We start from the raw sequence: 19205 nt of genomic DNA, 5'->3' as shown, positions 1-19205 counted from the left end.
CGCACGCCGGGTGGACGGGCCGTGGCGACGGGTCAGAATGGAGGCCTCCGGTACTGACGTACTCGTCAGTAGCAGGCCAAGGGGGCCGATCCGCCGCCCCCGGTCGCAGGCCGGTAATCTTCAAGGTCTCTCATTGTTCAACCAGCCCAATGACGAGCTCCACCATCATGAAACGTGATCTACTTTCCCGCCGCCGAGCGGCCCGGGGAGTAGGGGACAGGAGCCCCCGGATGACCGCGCTGCCGCCGCGACCGCTGCGGATCGCCCTGCTGTCCTACCGGGGCGACCCGTACTGCGGGGGTCAGGGCGTCTACGTCCGCCACCTCTCCCGCGAGCTGGCCAGGCTCGGGCACCACGTGGACGTGGTCGGGGCCCAGCCCTTCCCGGTGCTCGACCCGGTCGAGGGCCCCGGCAGCGTCCGGCTGGTGGAGCTGCCCAGCCTCGACCTGTACCGCGCCGACGACCCGTTCCGCACCCCGGCGCTGAGCGAGTACCGCGGCCTGGTCGACCTGCTGGAGGTGGCCGGGATGCGCACCGGCGGCTTCCCCGAGCCGCTCACCTTCTCGCTCCGGGCCCGGCAGTACCTGGCCGCGCACAAGGGCCGCTACGACGTCGTGCACGACAACCAGACCCTCGGCTACGGCCTGCTCGGCCTGGCCAGGCACGGCTTCCCGCTGGTCACCACCGTGCACCACCCGATCACCGTGGACCGGCGGCTGGAGCTGGAGGCGGCCGGCACCCGGCTGCAGCGGCTCGGCAAGCGCCGCTGGTACGCCTTCACCCGGATGCAGCGCCGGGTGGCCGCCCGGCTGGACCACGTGATCACCGTCTCCGGCAGCTCGAAGACCGAGATCGCCGAGCAGCTCGGCACCCCGTCCGGCAACATCGCGGTGGTCCCGATCGGCGCCGACACCCGGCTCTGGTCCCCGTCCGCCGAGATCGCCCAGGTGCCCGGACGGATCGTCACCACCTCCAGCGCGGACGTCCCGCTCAAGGGCCTGGTCTTCCTGGTCGAGGCGCTGGCCAAGCTGCGCACCGAGCGCGACGCCCACCTGGTGGTGGTCGGCAAGCCGCAGCGCGGGGAGGGCCCGGTGGCCGAGGCGGTCCGCCGGTTCGGCCTGGAGCGGTGGATCGAGTTCCGCACCGGGCTGACCGACCAGGAGCTGGTCGACCTGTACCGCTCCGCCGAGGTGGCCTGCGTCCCCTCGCTCTACGAGGGCTTCTCGCTGCCCGCCGCCGAGGCGATGGCCACCGCCACGCCCCTGGTGGCCACCACCGGCGGAGCGATCCCCGAGGTGGCCGGGCCGGACGGCGAGACCTGCCTGGCGGTGCCGCCGGGCGACGCCGGGGCGCTGGCCGAGGCACTCGGCCGGCTGCTGGACGACCCGGAGCTGCGGGCCGAGCTGGGCGCCGCCGGACGCGAGCGGGTGCTGGCCGACTTCACCTGGCAGCGGGCCGCCGAACTCACCGCCGACCGCTACCGGGCGGCGATCGCCACCGGTGTCGGGCAGCGGGCCCGGGCCGGGGCCGGCTGGCGCTACGTCGCCTGACGGCTGTTCAACTGTTTCGCCGAGTACCAACGAATGGGAGCCCCGTAGTGCTGACCGTCGATTTCTCCCGCTTCCCGCTCGCCCCCGGCGACCGGGTGCTCGACCTGGGCTGCGGCGGGGGCAGGCACGCTTTCGAGGCCTACCGGCGCGGCGCGAACGTGGTCGCCCTCGATCAGAACGGCGACGAGATCGCCGAGGTGCGCAGGTGGTTCGCGGCCATGGAGCAGGCCGGTGAGGCCCCGGCCGGCGCCTCGGCGGTGGCGATGGAGGGCGACGCGCTCAACCTGCCGTTCGACGACGACACCTTCGACAAGATCATCATCTCCGAGGTGATGGAGCACATCCCCGACGACAAGGGCGTGCTGGCCGAGATGGTCCGGGTGCTCAAGCCGGGCGGCCTGCTGGCCGTCACGGTGCCGCGCTACCTGCCGGAGAAGATCTGCTGGGCGCTCTCCGACGAGTACCACGAGGTCGAGGGCGGCCACATCCGGATCTACAAGGGCGACGAGCTGGTCGAGCGGGTCCGCGAGGCCGGCCTGGAGCCGTACGGCGAGCACCACGCGCACGCGCTGCACTCGCCGTACTGGTGGATCAAGTGCGCGGTCGGCGTCAACAACGACAAGGCGCTGCCGGTCCGGGCCTACCACCAGCTGCTGGTCTGGGACATCGTCGGCACCCCGGTGATCTCGAAGATCACCAAGGCGGCCGAGAAGGCGCTCAACCCGGTGCTCGGCAAGAGCTTCGTGGTGTACGCCAGCAAGCCCCGGCGGGCGGGCGCATGACCGCCGCCATCCCCGAGGCGCTGCTGCTGGACGGCGTGCTCGACGCCCGTCAGGCCGCCGACACGGTCCGCTCCATCCTGGCCGACCAGCAGGCTGACGGCGCCATCCCGTGGTTCGGCGGCGGCCACCTGGACCCGTGGGACCACACCGAGGCCGCGATGGCCCTGGACACGGCGGGCGAGCACGCGGCCGCCGAGGCGGCGTACCGCTGGCTGGCGGGCCGTCAGAACGCCGACGGCTCCTGGTACGCGGCCTACGTGGACGGGGAGGTGACCAACCGCGCCAAGGAGACCAACTTCTGCGCCTACCTGGCGGTCGGGGTCTGGCACCACCACCTCTCGGCCGGCGACGACGCCTTCCTGGAGTGGATCTGGCCCGCCGTCCGGCGCGCGCTGGACTTCACGGTCGGGCTGCGGCTGCCCGGCGGGCCGATCGCCTGGCGGCAGGACGAGGACGGCACCGCGCCGCAGGAGGCGCTGCTCACCGGCTCCTCCAGCATCCTGCACGCGCTCCGGTGCGGGCTCGCCATCGCGGACTACCTCGAAGAACCGCAGCCGGACTGGGAGTTGGCGGCCGGAAAGCTCCGGCACGCGATCACCCACCACCCCGAGCGGTTCCTCGACAAGGACCGCTACTCGATGGACTGGTACTACCCCGTGCTCGGCACCGCGCTGCGCGGCCCCGAGGCGGTGGCCCGGATCGAGCAGGACTGGGACCGCTTCGTGGTGCCCGGCCTGGGCGTGCGCTGCGTCAGTGACCGGCCCTGGGTGACCGGCGGAGAGAGCGCCGAACTGGCGCTCGCGCTCTGGGCGGTGGGCCAGTCGGACCGCGCGGTGGAGATCCTGCGCTGGATCCAGCACCTGCGGCACCAGGACGGGTCCTACTGGACCGGGTACGTCTTCGAGGACGACGCGATCTGGCCGGAGGAGCGCACCACCTGGACGGCCGGGGCACTGCTGCTCGCGGTGGCGGCGCTCGGCGGCGACCACGCGACCGTCTCGGTCTTCGGCGGGGACCAGCTCCCGGCCGGCCTGGTCGTCGGCGACTGCTGCTGACGCTGCCGGGGGCGGCGTCGGCGTCAGTTTCGGCGTCGGCGTCGGACAACGCAGAGGGGCGCGGGGACCCGCACGACCGGATGGTCGCGCGGGTCCCCGCGCCCCTCGGGGTGACCCGCACCGTGCGGTGGGCCACCCCCTCCTGACTGGAGGTCAGCCGCGCTGGATGCCGGAGGCGTCGTTCAGCAGGCCGTGCGAGCCGTCCTGGAGCTGGGCGACCAGCGAGTTGCCGCGCTGCTCCACCGCCAGGTACCAGGTGCCGGGCACGAGTTCGCCGACCGGCGGGCCGACCGGGTTGTCCTTCGGGGCGAGCTGACGGGGCGCCGGGACGGCGAACCAGAACGGCGCGAAGTCCGCGGCCGGGGCGGCCGGGGCGGGCACCGCGACGGCGGGCTGCACCTGGGTCGGCTCCTGGTGGACCGGGGCGGGCTGGGCGACCTGACCCGGGGTCGGGTAGCCGTAGCCGTGCTGCTGCTCCGGCGGGGTGGCGTAGCCGGGCAGACCGCCCTGGCCGGGCTGGGGCTGGCCCTGGCCCTGGTCGGCCGGGTAGCCGTACTGCTGGCCCGGCTGGCCGGCGGCGGGCTGGAAGCCGCCGATCGGGGCGCCGGAGTACGGGGCCTGGGTGACCGGGGGCTTGTCGGTCAGCAGCGGCGCCTGGAGCGCGGGCACCAGCGGACCGGCCGCGGCCGCACCGGTCAGCACCAGCAGGGCCAGCACGCCGAGGTAGGCGCCGAAGCTGTGGCCGTAGCCACTGGCGTCGACGCCGCCGGCCAGCGACCAGAGGCCGGACCAGAGCGCGGCCGCGGCGAGCGCGGTGCCCCACTGGTCGAGCCGCAGGCCGAGCACCTGGCGCCCGGAGGCGGCCTCGCCCTGGAAGCGCTGCACCAGGATCAGGGCCGCGGCGATGATGCCCAGCAGGTAGACCGAGGGCAGCACCGGGAAGAGTGCCGTGGACCAGGCGCTCTGCGAGCTGGAGACGCAGGAGACGCCCTTGAGGCCGCTGCAGTACTCGAACGAGACGTACGGCAGGAAAGAAGAGATGAACAGCAGGACGGCCGCACCTGCGACGGCGGCGTCTCCCCTGGTGAGAGCGCGCAGATTCACTAACGTTCCCCTCGTCGGTGTGTGTCGTGGACGGCGGTGTGGTTCGGACGGTGCAAAAGCCTAGGGCCAAGCCGTTCCCGAGTGCACGGCGGGCTCCCGAAACGGGGAGTGTCGTGGCAAAACACCCGGGAAAGGCCCCGCTTCAGTTGGCGGGTGTGGTGAGGTAGGCGGTCAGCGCGTCGGCGATCCCCTGTGCGGCCAGCTGGCGCCACTGAGGGTCCGTCATCCGCTTGGCATCGCCCGAGTTTCGCATGTTGCCGCACTCGATGAACACCTTCGGCACCTTGGAGAGGTTGAGACCGCCGAGGTCGCTGCGGGTGTCCAGGCCCTGTTCGCCGATGTAGTCGGCGTACGGTTCGCCGGTGGCGGCCTTGAACTGCTCGCGCAGCAGCAGGCCGAGGCGGCGGGACGGGGCGACGATCGCGGCGGTGTCCGCCTTCCCGGCCTTCACCGCGGCGGGCATGATCACGTGGAAGCCGCTGGCCGAGGCCGCCGCCCCGTCCGCGTGCACGGAGACCGCGGCGTCCACCCGGCTCTCGTTCCCGATCCCGGCCCGCTCGTCGATGCAGGGCCCCCACGGGCGGTTGCCGTCCTGGGTGAACACCACCTTGGCGCCGCGCGCCTCGAGCAGGGTCCGGGCCCGGCGGGAGACGTCGAGCGAGTACTCGGCCTCGCTGTAGCTCGCGTTGGTCGCGGTGCCGGTGGTGTCGCACTCCTTGCGGCTGTTGCCGATGTCCACCTGGCGGTTGATCTCGGTGGTGTGCTTGGAGTTGCCGGGGTTGTGCCCGGCGTCCAGCAGCACCGTACGGCCCGTCAGGGAGCCGGCGGCCGGAGCCGACGCCGGGGCGGAGCCCGCAGCCGGGGCCGGGGCGGAGGCGGTCGGGGAGGCGGGGGCGCTCGGCCAGAACGAGGGGATGACCGGGAGCTCGTCGGCCGGGGCGCTGGCCGCGGCGTACGCGGTGTCCCCGGCGGGGGAGGCCGGGCCCGCGCAGGCCGCCGCGCCGAGCGGCAGGACGGCGCAGGCGAGGGCGGACAGCCGGAGCAGGGCGGGGCGGCGCGGGGCGGGGTGCTGAGCGGTGGTGCCGGTCACGGGTGGTTCAGATCCTGTCCCAGGTACGGGGCGTCAGGCCGAAGGTGTTGGCGAGCGTGTTCCACTTCGCCACGAAGTCCTTCTTCGCCTGGGTCGCCTGCGGGTTGAGCTCGTTGGCCCGCTTCAGGTCGGCGCCGCCGGGGGCGCTGCCGTTGCTGCAGCCCTGGGTGCCGACGGTGCGGGCCCAGGCCGCGTACGCGCGGTCGATGTCGCCGGAGGTCTGCCACGCGGTCTTCAGCAGCGCGACCGCCTCGGTGCCGGCGGGCAGGTCGGTGAAGTCCAGCTTGGCGAGGTCGGCCACCAGCTGGTCGCGCTGGCTCGCCCCGGTGTCGAAGACCTCGACCGCGTTGGCGATCTCGGGCTTGCCGGGGCAGCTGTTCACCTTCGCCACCGCGTTGCCGATCGGCGCCTTGGCGCCCTCGCCCCGGGTCAGCAGCTCGTCCAGCGCCTTGGCCTGGGCGGCCGCCTTCGGGCCGTTCTCGGTACCGGCGGACGGCGAGGGCGAGGCGCCCGACGGGGTCGCGGCCGGGGCGCTCGCCGCCGGAGCGGGCTGCGGGGCGGCGCTGCCGCCGGAGGAGGCGGCCGGATTGGGCGCGGCCCGGTCGGCCGGCTCGTTGCTGTTGCGGACGGCCCAGGCCACGCCGACGCCGACCACCACCACCAGCACCACGCCGATCGCGACCAGCAGCGGGGCCCGGCGGCGGGACTCCTGCTGCGGGAGCTCCTCGTACTCGGGGTACGGCTGCTGCGGGGGCTGCTGCCGGTAGACCGGGAACGGCTCCGCCGGGGCGGGCTGCGCGGCAGCGGGGAACGGGCTCGGCTGCTGCTGGCCCTGCTGGCCCTGCTGGGCCTGGTACGGCTGCTGGCCCTGCTGGGCCTGGTACGGCTGCTGGCCCTGGTGCGGCTGGGGCTGCTGCTGGCCCGGGTACGGGCCCTGCTGCGGGCCGGGGAAGCCGGCGGGCGGGGGCGGCGGGTAGCCGTACCCGGAGGAGGGCGCGGGCGGTCCGCCGAACGGCGGTGCGGGCGGGGCGGCGGCGCCTGGCGGCGGCAGGTACGGGCGGGCCCCGAGCGGCGGGCCGTGGTCGCCGACCGCACCGGGCGGCGGCGCCTGGTACTGCTGCGCGGGCGGCGCCTGCGGCGGGGCCAGCGGGAACACCTCGGTCCGCTGCCCGTCGCGGGCCGACTGCGGGAGCGGGGTCCGCGGGGAGGGAGCCAGTGCGGTGGGGGGTTGCTGGGCAGTCGGGGGTTGTTGGGCGGGCGCCGGGCGGACCCAGCCGCCGGCGCCGTTGCGCGCCGTCGGGTCCCACACCGCTGGCGCGGTGTTGTCCTGCTCGGTCATGCCTGGCCTCGCCCCCGCTGTCTGTGGTGCGCCCTGGGTTCGCGTCGTCCGGTCGTCCGGCGACACCGTACCGGCCGTTTCCGGGCGCACCAACGGTGGGCACCCGGTAGGACCGACATGTGGCATGACGTTAGAGCATCGCGGAAGGTGCCCGCAGGACCATGGTGATCTTCGGGTGTCGGCGGGGCCGGCCCGGCGGCCGGTGGCGTCAGCGGCGGCGCAGCACCCGCAGCGAACCGGTGACCGAGAGCTCCTCGAAGCCCTCGGCGAGGGCCCGCAGGTACACCCGGTACGGGGCCTGGCCGCCGTCGGCGGGATCGGGGAAGACGTCGTGGATCACCAGCAGGCCCTGCTCGGCCAGGTGCGGGACCCAGCCCTCGTAGTCACCCGTGGCGTGCTCGTCGGTGTGGCCGCCGTCGATGAAGACCAGCGCGAGCTTCCCGCCCCAGACCGCGGCGACCTGCGGCGAGCGGCCGACCAGGGCGACCACGTGCTCCTCCAGACCGGCCCGGAACAGGGTGCGGCGGAAGGTCGGCAGGGTGTCCATCACCCCGACCTCGGGGTCGACCAGCCCCGGGTCGTGGTACTCCCAGCCGGGCTGCTGCTCCTCCGAGCCGCGGTGGTGGTCCACCGTCAGGGCGACCGTCCCGGCGGCCCGGGCCGCGTCGGCCAGCAGGATCGCCGAGCGCCCGCAGTAGGTGCCGATCTCCAGCAGCGGCAGGCCGGTGGCGGCGGCGGCCGAGGCCGCGGCGGCGTACAGCGCCAGGCCCTCGTCCACCGGCATGAAGCCGGTCGCCGACTCGAAGGCCTCGATCACCCCGGGGGCCGGGCGGGCGTCGGTCATCATGCTGCTCCTGGGTCGCGCGGGCGGGTCGGTTCCTGGACCCTACTGGACGGTAGGAGGGGTTCCGGCCGGGCGGGGAACGGTGTATATCTGGTCAGGTTTCTAGAACCAGTTCTAGAAGACGGTCCGCGGAGCGGCTTTTGTACGCTGCTCCCCACCACTGGCGAAACCCGGGAGCAAGCCACATGCGCGCAGCGATCCTGCACCAGATCGGCCAGGACGAGCTGGAGGTCCGCGACGACGTCGAGGCGGTGGGCTTCGGCCCGGGGAAGGTCCGGGTCCGGCTGCGGGCCACCAGCCTCTGCCACTCCGACCTGTCCGCGATGAGCGGTGTGCTGCCGCAGCCCGCGCCGTTCGTCCCCGGCCACGAGGGTGCCGGCGACGTGGTGGAGGTCGGCGAGGGCGTCACCGGGGTCGCGGTCGGCGACCGGGTGGTGCTCTGCTGGATGCCGCCCTGCGGCGCCTGCCCGCACTGCCGCCGGGGACAGGGCCACCTCTGCGTCACCAGCCTGCGGCGGCTCGGCTCGGCCGGTTTCCGGCAGGGGGACACCGAGGTGTTCGGCTTCTACAGCACCGGCACCTTCGCCGAGGAGGTGGTGGTGGCCGCCGACAGCGTGATCACCGTGCCCGCCGACATGCCGTACGAGCTGGCCGCCCTGATCGGCTGCGGGGTGACCACCGGCCTCGGTGCGGCGGTGAACACCGCCCGGGTGGAGCCCGGCAGTTCGGTCGCCGTGATCGGTGCGGGCGGGGTCGGCATCGCGGCCGTCCAGGGCGCCCGGATCTGCGGCGCGGCCCGGATCACCGTGGTCGACCCGGTCGAGTCCCGCCGGGAGCGCGCACTCGGCTTCGGCGCCACCGACGCCGTCGCGCCCGAGGGCCTGAAGGGCGCGGCGAAGGGCCTGGAGGCGGGTGGCTACGACTACGTCTTCGAGGCCGTCGGCCGCGCGGCCACCGTGCGGGCGGCGTACGACGCGGCCCGGCGCGGCGGCGCGGTGGTGGTGATCGGCGCGGGCGCGCAGGACGACCTGGTGCAGTTCAGCATGGGCGAGCTGTTCTTCAACGAGAAGCGGCTGCTGCCCTCGATGTACGGCGGCGGCGACGTCCGGCGGACGGCCGCCCGGGCGGTCGAGCTCTGGCGGGCCGGGCGGCTGGACCTGGCGGGCATGATCACCCACCGGGTCGGCCTGGCCGAGGTGAACGAGGCGATCGCCCAGATGCGCAGCGGAGAGGCCCTGCGCACGGTCATCACCCTGGGCTGACGCCCGCCCCACTGACGGTCCGCCACCCCTGCCCGTGGGCGGCGGACCGTCAGCCGGTACCGCTCTAGCGGCGGTGGCGGCCGTGCGGGTCCGCGTCGGGGCGGTCGTCGGGGGCGGTGTCGCCCCGGTGCCGGCCGTGCACGGCGCTGTCGGACCGGTCCGTGTCGGAGGCGGGCCCGGTGCCGTCGTGCTGGGTGGTTTCGGTACGGGTCTCGGACATGTCGTTCTTCTCCGTGCGAGGGTGCGGTTCGTCGGTACTTCGGCGGTACAAGGGGTACGGGGGTCACCATATCCACCGAATCGGACAGCTACCCTCCGGCACGATCACGGCCCGGGCACGATTACCGGCTCATCAGGGTGCGGCAGGGCGGAGCCCAGCCAGTGGCCGACCAGCTCGCGGTAGAGCGGCGAGAGCACCTGCAGGTCACCGTGACGGGCGGTCAGCCCCCGGCCCCCCTCCAGCAGCAGCACCCGGTCGGCCCGCAGCGCCGAACCGATCCGGTGCGCGACCACCACCAGGCTGCCGGGACGCTCGGCGAACGCGGCCTCGGCCACCGCCTCGGCCGCGGCGTCCAGATGGCAGGTCGCCTCGTCCAGCACCACCACGGGCGCGGGCGAGAGGTAGGTCCGGACCAGGGCGAGCAGTTGGCGCTCCCCGGCGGAGAGCGCGGCCGGGTCGGGCAGCTCGGCGGCCGGGCCGCCGAGACGCTCCAGCAGTCCACCGGCGCCCAGCAGGGCGGCGGTGTCGGCGAGTTGCCCGTCCGAGGCGTCCGGGCGCAGCCAGCGCAGGTTCTCCCCGACCGTCCCGGCGAACAGGTACGCCTCCTGCGGCAGCAGGGCGACCAGCTCCGCCCGGGCCGGGCCCGGCAGGGTGTGCGGGGCGGTGCCGCCGACCGTCACGGTGCCCTGCTGGGGCGGCAGCAGCCCGGCCAGCAGGGCGGCGAGGGTCGACTTGCCCGCGCCGCTCGGGCCGACCACGGCGAGGTGCTCGCCCGGGGCCAGTACCAGGTCGAGGCCGGTGAGCAGCGGCTCGGCGGCCGCGCCGTGGGTGTGGTGCAGGCCCTGGACGCGCACCTCGGGCTTCGGGGTCGGGGACGTTGCCGCCCGGGCCGCCGGCGCTGCGGCTTCGGGTCCGGGCAGGCCGGCCAGCCGGTCCAGCACCACCGCGAGCTCCAGCAGCCAGCTGCCGACCATGCCCGCCAGGCTGCGGACGGCCGGTTCGAGCTGCTGCACCAGATAGGCGGCGACGCCCAGCAGTTGGCCGGTGGTCAACCGGCCGTGGGCGACCAGCCAGGGGGCGGCCGCGACCACCAGCAGCAGCGGCAGCCTTCCGCCCAGGGCGACCGTCAGGGTGCGCAGCGCGGCCGCCCGGCCGAGCGCGCGCACCGCCGCGGCCTGGTCCAGCACGGCCGCGCCGACCGAGCGCTCCACCCGGGTGCGGGCGCCGGAGGCCGTGATGTCCCGCACCCCGGCGAAGGCCAGCCCGGCCTCGGCCGCGACCCGTTCGTCGGCCAGCACCACCTCGCGCTGACGGTCCACCAGCGGGCCGAGCAGCCGGGCGAACAGCAGGCCGCCGATCAGCAGCGGCGGCAGCACCAGCGGCAGGGTGACCGGGGCCAGCACGGCCAGGCCGATCACCGCCGCCAGTACGGTGATGCCGACGCTGCGCAGGGTACGGAGCAGGGTGGCCGTCAACTGCCGGGCCGACTCGACCTGTTCGGTCAGCCGGGCCACCTCGGCCGGGCCGTCGCCGACCGGCCCGGAGCGGCCGAGCGCGCCGCTCACCACCCGGCGCACCAGCGCGTCCCGCAGCGGCTCCACCACGGCCGCGACATACGGGAACGCGGCCCGGGCCGCGTACGCCCGGACGCCGACGGCGGCGGCGAAGGCGGCCAGCCAGGCGCAGCCGACGGCGGGCCGGCCGGCCAGGAAGCCCCGGTCGGTGGCGGCGGCGATCAGCAGACCAGAGAGCAGCGACGGCAACGCCTCCACCCCGGACCAGATCAGTACCCGGACCAACGCAAGTCTGGTGGTGGCGAGTTGATCCCGCAGCAGGGCATGGGCGGGGGAGCGGGTCACAGGGCGCTCCTCGGCGCGAGGACGGCAGTGGCGGTCAGCAGACCGGAGAGCAACGCAGGTCGGGTGGTGGCGAGTTGACCCCACGACAGAGCATGGGCGAGGGAGCGGGTCACACGGAGCTCCTCGGCGCGGGGACGGCGGCCAGGGCGGCCCGGTAGTCGGGGTCGGCGAGCAGGGTGGTGTGCGGGGCCAGCGCGCGCAGGCGGCCGCCGTCCAGCCAGGCGACCAGGTCGGCCCGGGCGGCGACGCCCGGGCGGTGGGCGATCACCAGTCGGGTCCGGCCGGCCGTGGCGGCGGCCAGGGCCTCGGTCACCTGGTGCTCGGTGGCCAGGTCCAGGCTGGAGGTGGCGTCGTCCAGGATCACCACCCGGGGTCGCTGGGCCAGCAGCCTGGCCAGCCCGAGACGCTGCAACTCGCCGCCGGAAAGCCGGAGTTCGGTGCTCGGGGTGTCGGCCCCCCGGGGGAGCCGGGCCAGGAAGCCGTCGGCCCGGGCGGCCCGGGTCTCGGCCTCGCCCGCTCCCTCCAGCGCCTCGCCCACGGTGGCTCCGACCAGCACCGGGCGCTCGAAGGCGTACCCGACGGCGGACCGCCGCTGATCGGGGGCGAGGTCGGCGAGCGGGACGCCGTCGATCAGCACCAGCCCGGTCGAGGGCGCCCGGAGGCCGCCCGCGACGGCGGCGAGCAGGGACTTGCCGGAGCCGGACCGGCCGACCAGGGCGACCGTCCGGCCGCCGGGGACGGTGAGGTCGAGCGGGCCTAGCAGGCCGTCGACCCCGACCCCGATCAGGGTCAACTCGCCCGGCCCGTCCGGTAGATCGCGGCTGCCCCGGGGCGGCACGGGGAGCGCCAGCAGCTCGCCGACCCGGTCCCGCCCGGCCCGGGCGTGGGCCACCCCGGCCAGCGCCTCGACCTGTTCGAAGAAGCCCAGGCCGAGCGCCGCCCAGCCGGCCGCTGCGGCCAGGTCGCCGGGCCGCAGCGTCCCGTCCGCCAGCTGTCGGCCGGCCGTGGCCAGGACCGCGAGCTCGACCACCGCGACCAGCAGGGTGGCCTGCCAGACCGTCCGGCGCTGGGTGTTCCAGAGCGCGTGCCCCGCCTCGGCGAGCCGGGGCAGTGGGGCCAGCACCCGGGCGGTCTCGGCCTCCCCGGCCCCGGCGGCGTGGATGCTGCGCAGCCCGGCCAGCGCACCGGTCAGCCGGGCCGCCAGCTCGGACTGGACCTCCTGGTACCGGGTGAACGCCTGGGCCGCGTCGCGCAGGAAGAGCCGGATCAGCACCACCCCGGGCAGCACTCCGGCGAAGAAGGCGGCCGCCAGCCAAGGGGACAGCAGGCCGAGGCCGAGCACCGCCCCGAGCGAGGTCAGCAGCGCGGTGGCGGCGGTGATCCGGGACGGCAGCGCACCGCCCGCATCGGCGGCCGAACCGACCAGCCGGGCCGTCAGGTCGCCGGTGGCCGGGCCGTCCGGTACGGGGCCCCGGGCCAGTATTCGGCGGAGCAGGCTCTGCCGCAGCGTCACCGTCGTCCCGGCGGCCACCGCCGGGCCCGCCAGTGTGGCGGCCGCTCCGGCCAGCGCACCGACCAGCAGCACCGCGCCGAGCAGGACGGCGGGCCCGCCGTCGATCGCCCGGCCGACCAGGCCGGGCAGCGCGAGCGTCGCCGCCGCCTCGACCGGCACGGCCACCGAGAGCACGATCACCCAGCCGCGCATGGCGCTGCCACCTCCGGAAGGACAACGGGCCCGGCAGGGGCTGCCGGGCAGGGGATAAGGACTGTGGGCCGGCCACTACGGCGGGGGCCGTGCCCGCTCCCCCCAGGAGGGAGTGGGCACGGCCCCGTACGGCCTGCTGACCTACTAGCTGACGGTGAAGATCAGGCAGGTCAGGATCAGACAGGTGAACTGACAGCCGCCACCGTGCCCGCCCAGCTCGACGGCCTCGGTCTCCGGCAGGTCCTGCAGGGCGGCCAGGTCGGTCTCGAAGTTCTCCATGATGGGTTCCTCCCCTTGGTAGTCCGTCACCCGCACCGTGCGGGTGACGTCGCCCCTGGCCCGGTCGGGCCAGGGAAGTCTGTGCGGACCCGGGTGGGTCAGGTGGGCCGGCCGGTGCGCAGGAAGGCGGCCAGCAGCTCGTGCAGCACGGCCGCGCCCTCCTCGGCGAGCACCTCGTGCCCGGCCCCGGCGGCCTCGACGTAGCGGAAGTCCGACCCCTCGGACCGCCCCAGTCGCAGCAACTCGTGCCGCAGCGAACGGGACTGACTGACCGGCACCACCTCGTCCCGGTCCCCGTGCACGATCAGCAGCGGGGTACCGATCCGGTGCGCGAGCTGGAGCACGTCCCGGGGGCCGCGGTGGTCGTCGATCGGATCGCCGCCGCCCAGCCGGGTGGTGAGCGCCCGGACCGGGGCGGCCGCCTCGGCCAGCAGCCGGGCGCCGGACAGGAACGGTGCCACCACCGCGCAGCGGGCCACCTGCCCCTGCGGCGCGTGGGCCGCGGCCAGCAGGGCCAGGAAGGCGCCGTAGCTGACCCCGAACAGTGCGGGCGGCTCCAGCCCGAGCGCCGCCCGCTGGCCCGCGACGCCCTCGAGCAGGTGCAGCACGTCGGCCAGGTCGGGACCGCCCCAGGCGCTCCGGACCGCCGCCGCGTGCTCCACCCCGTAGCCGGTGGAGCCGCGCTGGTTGGGTGCGACCACGGCCAGCCCCTCGGCCGCCATCCGCTGCAGCGCCGGGTCGAACTCCAGCCGCCAGGCGTCCGCCGGGCCGCCGTGCAGGGCCAGCACCAGGTGCGGGGCGCTCAGCCAGGCGTCGCCGCCGTACACCACGGCCTCGATCGGCCCGGCGGGGCCGGCCAGTTCGAGACTCTGCGCCGGGTGCCAGCGGCCGCCGTCGCCGGGGCCCGTGCTCCCGTCCAGCCGCCAGCCCGCCGCACCGCTCCCCGGACCGGGTGCCCAAGGACCGTGCGCCCAGCCGGTCTGCACCGGACGGTCGCTGCCGAGCGGGGCCAGCTGGAGCGGCAGCGGAACCGCCGCCTGGCCCGGCTGCCCGTGCGCCACCAGCTCGTCCACGTCCATGGTGGCCAGCGCGGCCGGATGGTCGGGGGCCGAGTACGGCATCCGCAGGCCGGCCGCCGACCAGTGCCCGATCGCGCCGAGCCGCCCGGGCGGTACCGGAAGCGGGGTGAGCCGGTTGAGGTCCGGCTGCCAGAGGGTGAGGGCGGAGGAGGCGCCGTGGTCGATCTGGAGCACCACCCGCCGGCCGCCGGGCCCGGAGTGCCGGTCGAGGGCGATCGGCCGCAGGAAGACCCCCGGGACCAGCAGGCAGTCCGGGAAGCGCAGCGGCTCCTGGCCGCCGAGCAGCCCCCAGCCGAGCCGGTCGGTGCCCGGGGCGTCGCTGCGCACCATGGCGAAGCGGGTGTCCGGGTCGTACAGCGCCAGCCGGTCGTTGCTCTGCTCGCCGATCTCCAACAGCGGTGTGACCTGGCCGAGTTCGAGATCCAGTACGACGGTGCGGATCTTGCCCTGGTGGACCCGGTCGAGGGCCAGCAGTCGGCCGGTGTGGTCCAGCCAGACCCCGCCGCCGTGCAGCCCGGGCAACTCGGCGACCTCTATCGGCGCGGTGCCGTCGGCCGGGACCAGCCAGACCGTGGTGACCGGGCGGGTGTCGGTGCCGAGGGCGACCGCGACCGGTGCCCCGGCCGGCCGTTGGCCGCCGGGCAGCGGGAGCAGCCGCAGGCCGGGCCGCCGGAGGGTGGCCAACTCCTGCTCGAAGGTCGGGTGTTCGGCGGTCGGGGCGGAGAGCAGCAGCAGCGTGTGCCGGTCCCCGTCGTGCCGGCAGAGCAGCACCCGGCCGTCCGGCAGGCTGATCAGCTGCGAGTGCAGGTTCTCGGAGCGGTTCCCCGGCAGGGGCAGGGCGGTCGGGACGGCCGGGCCCTCGGCGGGCAGGCGCCAGCTCTCGGCGTACCAGCCGCCGTCCGCCCCGGCGGCCAGGCAGGCCGCGTGCGAGCCGTCCAGGGCGAAGGTGAAGCTCAGACGGCGCAGCGCCTGGGCGGTGGTACGGGTCGCGGTGTTCATCCGGGCTCACCTCCTTCGGTGATCGGTCGTTGACGGTGAATCAGCGGGCCAGCAGGTCAGTGGATCTGCGGGGACCGGGGATCGAGCCAGAGCCGGGGGCCGCCGTACTGGAGCCGGAGCAGGAAGGCCAGCGGCCCCGAGGTGCCGGTGCCGTACGCGGGGGTGGAACCCAGCCCGGTCTCGTCGGGCAGCACCAGCCGCCCGTCCCGCCGCACCGCGCGGGCCGCGATCAGCCCGGCCAACTCCTCGGCCCCGGTGCGGAACCGCTCCTCGCCGGTGGCCCCGGCCAGGTCGAGCAGGTACTCGCCGTTCCCCGCCAGGCCGTGACAGGCACTCACCCCGCTGTGCCAGCGGGCGTCCAGCACCGCCTGTCCGGCGGCCAGCGCCAGCCGGTACGCGGTCTCGTCCCCGGTGGCCCGCCAGTACCGGACCAGGAAGCTGCCCACCCCGGACGACCCGCTGCACCAGTGCGCCAGCCGTACGTGCGGCGGATCGCCCGCGCTCTGCGGCCACCAGGCGGAACCGCCGTCCTGACGGACCGTCGCGGCCAGCGTCCGGACCGCCTCCCCGGCGCCGTCGAGTGCCCGGGCGTCCCCGGCCGCCTCGGCCAGGGCCAGCAGGAAGGCACCCACCCCGGCCACCCCGTGGGCGTACCCGAGGTGACGCGCCCCGGCGAGCGCCGAGTCGAAGCCCTTCGGCACCGGCCAGGTCAGCCCGTACGGCTCCCGCTCGGCGGCGGCCAGCAGACCGGCCGCACAGTCGGAGGCGCGGTCCAGGTGGGCCTGGTCGCCGGTCGAGCGGTGCAGTCGCAGGTGCAGGAAGCCGGCGCCCGCCGCGCCGTGGCAGACATCGGGATTGGGCCAGGCGGTCGGGATCGGGGCGGCCAACGCGACGGCGCGTCGCGCCAGTTCGGCATCGCCGAGGGCCTCGGCCGCGTCGAGCAGGGCCCAGACCACGCCGGACCGACCGAAGTGCAGCCCCGGCAGCACGGTCGGCTCGGCCGCCACCCTGCGCTCGATCCACCGGGCCGCCTGCCCGGCCGACTCGCCCGCCGGCAGCCCGGCGGCGGTGGCCCGGGCCAGGAAGGCCAGCACGCCGGCGGCCCCGTGCTGCACATTGCACGGATCGGTCAACTGCCCGCCGGGCACGGTCGGCCACAGCCGATCCGCCCGCTCCGGCGTCGCGGTCGCCGCCAGGTGGTCCAGGCCGTCGGCGACCAGGGCCGCCGCCGCAACGGGGCGGGCCTTGAACTGCTCTCCGACCCCGGACGTCCTCGCCGCTCCCCGGGCCGCTGGAGACAGCTGGTCCAGCACCTGGCTCAGCGGCCACCTCCGGGCCGGGTCGCTCGTGCGAAGCCCGAGCGCGAGCGGCATCAACTCCCGTGCCGTCCCGCCCTCCTGGGCCGCAGCCGCGAGCCACTGCTCCAACGACCCTTCCCCCGGCGGCAGCAGCGGGTCGTGCCCGGTCGCCAGCAGGAAGAACAGGCCCCCCAACGCGTACAGATCCGCACCGAACCCGGCTTCGCACACCGGAAGTTCCTGCTCGGGCGCGCGGTACCCCGGCGTCCCCGCCGTACCCACCGTCGCCCCGGCCGTCGCCGCCAGCTCCAGGTCGACCAACCGCAGCGACCCGTCCGGCCGCACCATCACGTTCCCCGGCGAGAGGTCCCGCAGCACCAACCCCCGCGCATGGACCTGCTGCACCAGCTCCACCAGCCCGAGCGCGACCCCCCGCGCCGTCTGCCACGGCACGTCCGGGCTCCCGTCCCGTCGCAGCTGCCCGGCCACCCAGCTGCCGAGCGCCACCCCGGGCACCCGCTCCTGGACCAGGTAGACCGCGTCCCCCTGCTCGATCAGGTCGATCACCGCCGGGGCCAGCCCGGCCCCGGCCAGCAGGCCGAGCACCTCGGCCTCGTGCCGCAGCGCCGCCCGCGCGTCCGTGCCGGAGCGGTCCACCTCGATGTGTGCCCTGGCCTGCTTCACCACCACGTCGGTGCCCTCGGTGTCCCGCCCGAGGAAGACCCCGCCCTTGGTGCCGTGCCGGACCGCCGCCGTCAGCGCGTACCTGCCCCCCAGCAGCACGCCCCCCGTGCGCCGTTCGCCGGACGGCGAAGCAGGTGCGGCGGGTGCGGTCGTCGACCCCCTCCCCTCGACGGGGTCGACCAGCCAGGGCGGACATCGGTAGCTCGCGGCCCGGACGTCCTCGGTCCTGGTGCCGTCCGGCGCGTGCAGCATCGAGCGGTACGCCCCGTCGTTGCCCAGCTCGGCCCGGCGGGCGAAGACCCCGTAGCGGTAGTGCACCCGGCTGCCGGGGGCGTACGGCCGATCGGAGAGCACCGACGGGCCGGGGAATTCCGCCGTGGCCCGGTGTAATTCGGCGGCGAGCCGACGGAACTGCTCGTCGTCCGCCGGATAGACGGTGATGAATTTCCCGGCCGAGCCGCGCTCGCTGTTCCGGGAATTCACCTGGTGCAGCTTTTCCGGATCGGCGGCGAACTTGAACACACAGGCGTCCAGGGCCAGTACCCCGGCCACCGCGGCGAGCACCTCGGCCGCCGCCTCGCCCGCCGCACTCACGTGCAGCTTCCACCCCTGCTCGGGGACCACTGACCCGGCCGGCCGGACCGTGCACCAGAGCGCCTCGGTGGTGAACTCCCAGTCACCACCGCCTCCCCGGCGCCCGGTGCCGGCCACGGCCGACCGGACCACCTCCGCCAGCGGGCCGTCGACAGCCGGCCCGCCTGCCACCGACTCCGGCCCCCCGGCCGTGCGCAGCGGTGTGACCGCCCCCATCTGCCCCACACCCCTTCTCTCTCGCGTCATCGGTTTTCACGGAAGTGTCGGAATGCACCCCGGTCGCCCCGCCGGCAATTCGGCGGTGCGCCCTCAAGACCCCCCGGTCGGGGCAACTCCCGTTTGCAACACCGAAGTTACTTTCGGTGGCGGTCCGACTCAACGCGGAACGGGTCACTTCACTCGTAAGGGTGATCTCGAATCGTTTTCGAATGCGTGCGACCGGGGCGATGTGGCCAGGGCCCACCGCTGCCGGGCGCCCCGTCCGCCCGTCGCACACCTCGCGCTGCCCCCGCACGCCGGTTGACGAGCACCGGCGCGGGCCGGCCGCCACCGCCCGGGGCCGGGGGAGCCGCCCGCGCGCGGTAGTCTCGACAGGTGCCGAAACTGTCCGACGTCATCGATGCGCTCGAAGAGCTGTACCCGCCGAGGTGGGCCGAGTCCTGGGATGCCGTGGGGCTGGTCTGCGGTGATCCCGAGGCCGAGGTCGGCCGGGTGCTGTTCGCCGTCGACCCGGTGCAGACCGTGGTGGACGAGGCGGTCGAGTGGGGTGCGGACCTGGTGGTCACACACCACCCCCTCTATCTGCGCGGTGTCACCAGCGTCGCGGCCACCGGCTTCAAGGGCCGGGTGGTGCACGGGCTGATCCGGGCCGGGATCGGGCTGCACGTCGCGCACACCAACGCCGACCACGCCGACCCGGGTGTCTCCGACGCCCTGGCCGAGGCCGTCGGCCTGCGGGTGCTCGGTCCGCTGGTGGCCGATCCGACCGACCCGGCGGGCCGCCGGGGCAGCGGCCGGATCGGCGTGCTCGAACCGCCGCTCACCCTCACCGCCTTCGCCGCGCAGGTCGCGGCCGGGCTGCCCGCCACCGCCACCGGGGTCCGGGTGGCCGGCGACGGCGACCGGGTGATCACCCGGGTCGCGGTCTGCGGCGGCTCGGGGGACGGCTTCCTGGCCGAGGCCAGGGCCGCCGGGGTGGACGCCTACGTCACCGCCGACCTGCGGCACCACCCGGTCTCCGAGGCCACCGAGGCCTCGTCGCTCGCGCTGGTCGACGCCGCCCACTGGGCCACCGAGTGGCCCTGGCTGCGGCTGGCCGAGCGCGGCCTGACCGAGGCGGCGGCCCGGCACGGCTGGCAGCTGGAGACCAAGGTCTCGCACCGGGTCACCGACCCGTGGACCGCGCACGCCCCGATGACTTCCTAGACCTGTGACCGCTTAGACCTGCACTGGCTTCGGACGA

The 19205-nt window shown here is 75.4% G+C and carries 15 protein-coding genes; 5 read left to right on the top strand and 10 right to left on the bottom strand.

The genetic code is table 11. The features are described 5' to 3' along the window. Positions 1–230: 230 nt before the first annotated feature. The 3 genes from ABT118_RS13430 to ABT118_RS13420 are packed head-to-tail and all read left to right on the top strand — an operon-like array spanning position 231 to position 3387. A complete protein-coding gene (locus ABT118_RS13430; protein ID WP_350667630.1) occupies positions 231–1550 on the top strand; it encodes a glycosyltransferase family 4 protein in 1320 nt (439 codons plus the stop codon). Positions 1551–1597: 47 nt separating this feature from the next. Next, positions 1598–2332 (top strand): class I SAM-dependent methyltransferase, encoded by a 735-nt coding sequence (locus ABT118_RS13425; RefSeq protein ID WP_350667624.1) that lies wholly within the window; start codon positions 1598–1600, stop codon positions 2330–2332. Further along, entirely contained in the window at positions 2329–3387 is a 1059-nt protein-coding gene (locus tag ABT118_RS13420; protein ID WP_350667618.1) for a prenyltransferase, read from the top strand. Before ABT118_RS13425 ends, ABT118_RS13420 begins: the two co-directional genes overlap by 4 nt. Before the next feature lie 153 nt (positions 3388–3540). Here the strand turns inward: ABT118_RS13420 and ABT118_RS13415 are convergent, their stop codons facing one another. The 4 genes from ABT118_RS13415 to ABT118_RS13400 all read right to left on the bottom strand — a co-directional run bounded on the left by ABT118_RS13415 (position 3541) and on the right by ABT118_RS13400 (position 7764). Further along, positions 3541–4491, bottom strand: a complete 951-nt coding sequence (locus tag ABT118_RS13415) for a hypothetical protein (protein ID WP_350667613.1) — start codon at positions 4489–4491, stop codon at positions 3541–3543. 142 nt (positions 4492–4633) lie between these two features. Continuing rightward, on the bottom strand, positions 4634–5581 hold the full coding sequence (locus tag ABT118_RS13410; protein ID WP_350667611.1) for an N-acetylmuramoyl-L-alanine amidase: 948 nt from the start codon (positions 5579–5581) through the stop codon (positions 4634–4636). 7 nt (positions 5582–5588) lie between these two features. Continuing rightward, positions 5589–6920 (bottom strand): hypothetical protein, encoded by a 1332-nt coding sequence (locus ABT118_RS13405; protein ID WP_350667604.1) that lies wholly within the window; start codon positions 6918–6920, stop codon positions 5589–5591. Positions 6921–7128: 208 nt separating this feature from the next. Continuing rightward, positions 7129–7764, bottom strand: a complete 636-nt coding sequence (locus tag ABT118_RS13400) for a class I SAM-dependent methyltransferase (protein ID WP_350668559.1) — start codon at positions 7762–7764, stop codon at positions 7129–7131. 185 nt (positions 7765–7949) lie between these two features. Between ABT118_RS13400 and ABT118_RS13395 the strand changes: the two genes are divergently transcribed. Next, positions 7950–9026: a Zn-dependent alcohol dehydrogenase gene (locus ABT118_RS13395; RefSeq protein WP_350667600.1), complete on the top strand. Its 1077-nt coding sequence runs from the start codon at positions 7950–7952 to the stop codon at positions 9024–9026. Positions 9027–9090: 64 nt separating this feature from the next. Here ABT118_RS13395 and ABT118_RS13390 read toward each other — a convergent pair whose 3' ends face one another. The 6 genes from ABT118_RS13390 to lanL form a co-directional block, all read right to left on the bottom strand. Next, positions 9091–9246 carry a hypothetical protein gene (locus ABT118_RS13390; RefSeq protein ID WP_350667597.1) on the bottom strand — a complete coding sequence of 52 codons (156 nt, stop codon included), beginning with the start codon at positions 9244–9246 and terminating at the stop codon, positions 9091–9093. A 104-nt stretch (positions 9247–9350) separates the two neighbouring features. Beyond that, positions 9351–11105 carry an ATP-binding cassette domain-containing protein gene (locus ABT118_RS13385; protein WP_350667592.1) on the bottom strand — a complete coding sequence of 585 codons (1755 nt, stop codon included), beginning with the start codon at positions 11103–11105 and terminating at the stop codon, positions 9351–9353. A 109-nt stretch (positions 11106–11214) separates the two neighbouring features. After that, positions 11215–12810, bottom strand: a complete 1596-nt coding sequence (locus ABT118_RS13380; protein ID WP_350667588.1) for an ATP-binding cassette domain-containing protein — start codon at positions 12808–12810, stop codon at positions 11215–11217. A 144-nt stretch (positions 12811–12954) separates the two neighbouring features. Next, entirely contained in the window at positions 12955–13089 is a 135-nt protein-coding gene (locus ABT118_RS13375; RefSeq protein WP_350667585.1) for a VenA family class IV lanthipeptide, read from the bottom strand. 98 nt (positions 13090–13187) lie between these two features. Beyond that, positions 13188–15167, bottom strand: a complete 1980-nt coding sequence (locus ABT118_RS13370) for an alpha/beta hydrolase family protein (protein ID WP_350667580.1) — start codon at positions 15165–15167, stop codon at positions 13188–13190. Between the two features lie 56 nt (positions 15168–15223). Then, positions 15224–17959, bottom strand: coding sequence for a class IV lanthionine synthetase LanL (lanL, locus tag ABT118_RS13365; RefSeq protein WP_350667576.1), 2736 nt, complete (start codon positions 17957–17959; stop codon positions 15224–15226). A gap of 378 nt (positions 17960–18337) precedes the next feature. On the opposite strand from lanL, the gene ABT118_RS13360 reads away from it, so the two are divergent. Then, a complete protein-coding gene (locus ABT118_RS13360) occupies positions 18338–19168 on the top strand; it encodes a Nif3-like dinuclear metal center hexameric protein (protein ID WP_350667571.1) in 831 nt (276 codons plus the stop codon). Positions 19169–19205: the final 37 nt, after the last annotated feature.

It is taken from the genome of Kitasatospora sp. NPDC002040 (genome assembly GCF_040296785.1).
Classification (GTDB): domain Bacteria; phylum Actinomycetota; class Actinomycetes; order Streptomycetales; family Streptomycetaceae; genus Kitasatospora.
Note: the sequence above shows the minus strand (reverse complement) of the source record. Positions and strands in the feature narration are given on the sequence as shown.

Excerpts from the sequence above, each read along its gene's own strand:
- lanL (WP_350667576.1), bottom strand. The coding sequence starts at position 17,959 with ATGGGGGCGGTCACACCGCTGCGCACGGCCGGGGGGCCGGAGTCGGTG.
- ABT118_RS13390 (WP_350667597.1), bottom strand. The coding sequence starts at position 9,246 with ATGTCCGAGACCCGTACCGAAACCACCCAGCACGACGGCACCGGGCCC.
- ABT118_RS13380 (WP_350667588.1), bottom strand. The coding sequence starts at position 12,810 with ATGCGCGGCTGGGTGATCGTGCTCTCGGTGGCCGTGCCGGTCGAGGCG.
- ABT118_RS13405 (WP_350667604.1), bottom strand. The coding sequence starts at position 6,920 with ATGACCGAGCAGGACAACACCGCGCCAGCGGTGTGGGACCCGACGGCG.
- ABT118_RS13400 (WP_350668559.1), bottom strand. The coding sequence starts at position 7,764 with ATGACCGACGCCCGCCCGGCCCCCGGGGTGATCGAGGCCTTCGAGTCG.
- ABT118_RS13375 (WP_350667585.1), bottom strand. The coding sequence starts at position 13,089 with ATGGAGAACTTCGAGACCGACCTGGCCGCCCTGCAGGACCTGCCGGAG.
- ABT118_RS13370 (WP_350667580.1), bottom strand. The coding sequence starts at position 15,167 with ATGAACACCGCGACCCGTACCACCGCCCAGGCGCTGCGCCGTCTGAGC.
- ABT118_RS13395 (WP_350667600.1), top strand. The coding sequence starts at position 7,950 with ATGCGCGCAGCGATCCTGCACCAGATCGGCCAGGACGAGCTGGAGGTC.
- ABT118_RS13430 (WP_350667630.1), top strand. The coding sequence starts at position 231 with ATGACCGCGCTGCCGCCGCGACCGCTGCGGATCGCCCTGCTGTCCTAC.
- ABT118_RS13420 (WP_350667618.1), top strand. The coding sequence starts at position 2,329 with ATGACCGCCGCCATCCCCGAGGCGCTGCTGCTGGACGGCGTGCTCGAC.